Origin of the sequence: Kitasatospora sp. NPDC096077, from assembly GCF_040303245.1 — a bacterium.
Taxonomy (GTDB): Bacteria; Actinomycetota; Actinomycetes; order Streptomycetales; family Streptomycetaceae; genus Kitasatospora.
This window is the reverse complement of sequence record NZ_JBEOSV010000153.1, coordinates 1-1,030: the sequence shown is the minus strand read 5'-3', so window position 1 is coordinate 1,030 and position 1,030 is coordinate 1. Positions and strand designations below refer to the sequence as shown.

The window sequence follows — 1,030 nt, the reverse complement described above, 5'->3', positions numbered from 1 at the left end:
CTGAGGACAAGCCCTCGGCCTATTAGTACCGGTCAACTCCACCCCTCACAGGGCTTCCATATCCGGCCTATCAACCCAGTCGTCTACTGGGAGCCTTACCCTCTCAAGGAGGTGGGAGTGCTCATCTCGAAGCAGGCTTCCCGCTTAGATGCTTTCAGCGGTTATCCCTCCCGAACGTAGCCAACCAGCCATGCCCTTGGCAGGACAACTGGCACACCAGAGGTTCGTCCGTCCCGGTCCTCTCGTACTAGGGACAGCCCTTCTCAACACTCCTACGCGCACAGCGGATAGGGACCGAACTGTCTCACGACGTTCTAAACCCAGCTCGCGTACCGCTTTAATGGGCGAACAGCCCAACCCTTGGGACCTACTCCAGCCCCAGGATGCGACGAGCCGACATCGAGGTGCCAAACCATCCCGTCGATATGGACTCTTGGGGAAGATCAGCCTGTTATCCCCGGGGTACCTTTTATCCGTTGAGCGACGGCGCTTCCACAAGCCACCGCCGGATCACTAGTCCCTACTTTCGTACCTGCTCGACCCGTCAGTCTCACAGTCAAGCTCCCTTGTGCACTTACACTCAACACCTGATTGCCAACCAGGCTGAGGGAACCTTTGGGCGCCTCCGTTACTCTTTAGGAGGCAACCGCCCCAGTTAAACTACCCACCAGACACTGTCCCTGATCCGGATCACGGACCCAGGTTAGACATCCAGCACGACCAGAGTGGTATTTCAACGGCGACTCCACAACAACTGGCGTTGCTGCTTCAAAGTCTCCCACCTATCCTACACAAGCCGAACCGAACACCAATATCAAGCTATAGTAAAGGTCCCGGGGTCTTTCCGTCCTGCTGCGCGAAACGAGCATCTTTACTCGTAATGCAATTTCACCGGGCCTATGGTTGAGACAGTCGAGAAGTCGTTACGCCATTCGTGCAGGTCGGAACTTACCCGACAAGGAATTTCGCTACCTTAGGATGGTTATAGTTACCACCGCCGTTTACTGGCGCTTAAGTTCTCAGCTTCGCC

At 55.8% G+C, this 1,030-nt stretch carries 1 rRNA gene; it reads right to left on the bottom strand.

Annotation, left to right across the window (positions count from 1 at the left end):
- Positions 1-2: 2 nt before the first annotated feature.
- Positions 3-1,030, bottom strand: a 23S ribosomal RNA gene (locus tag ABTZ03_RS44190); the annotation flags it as partial.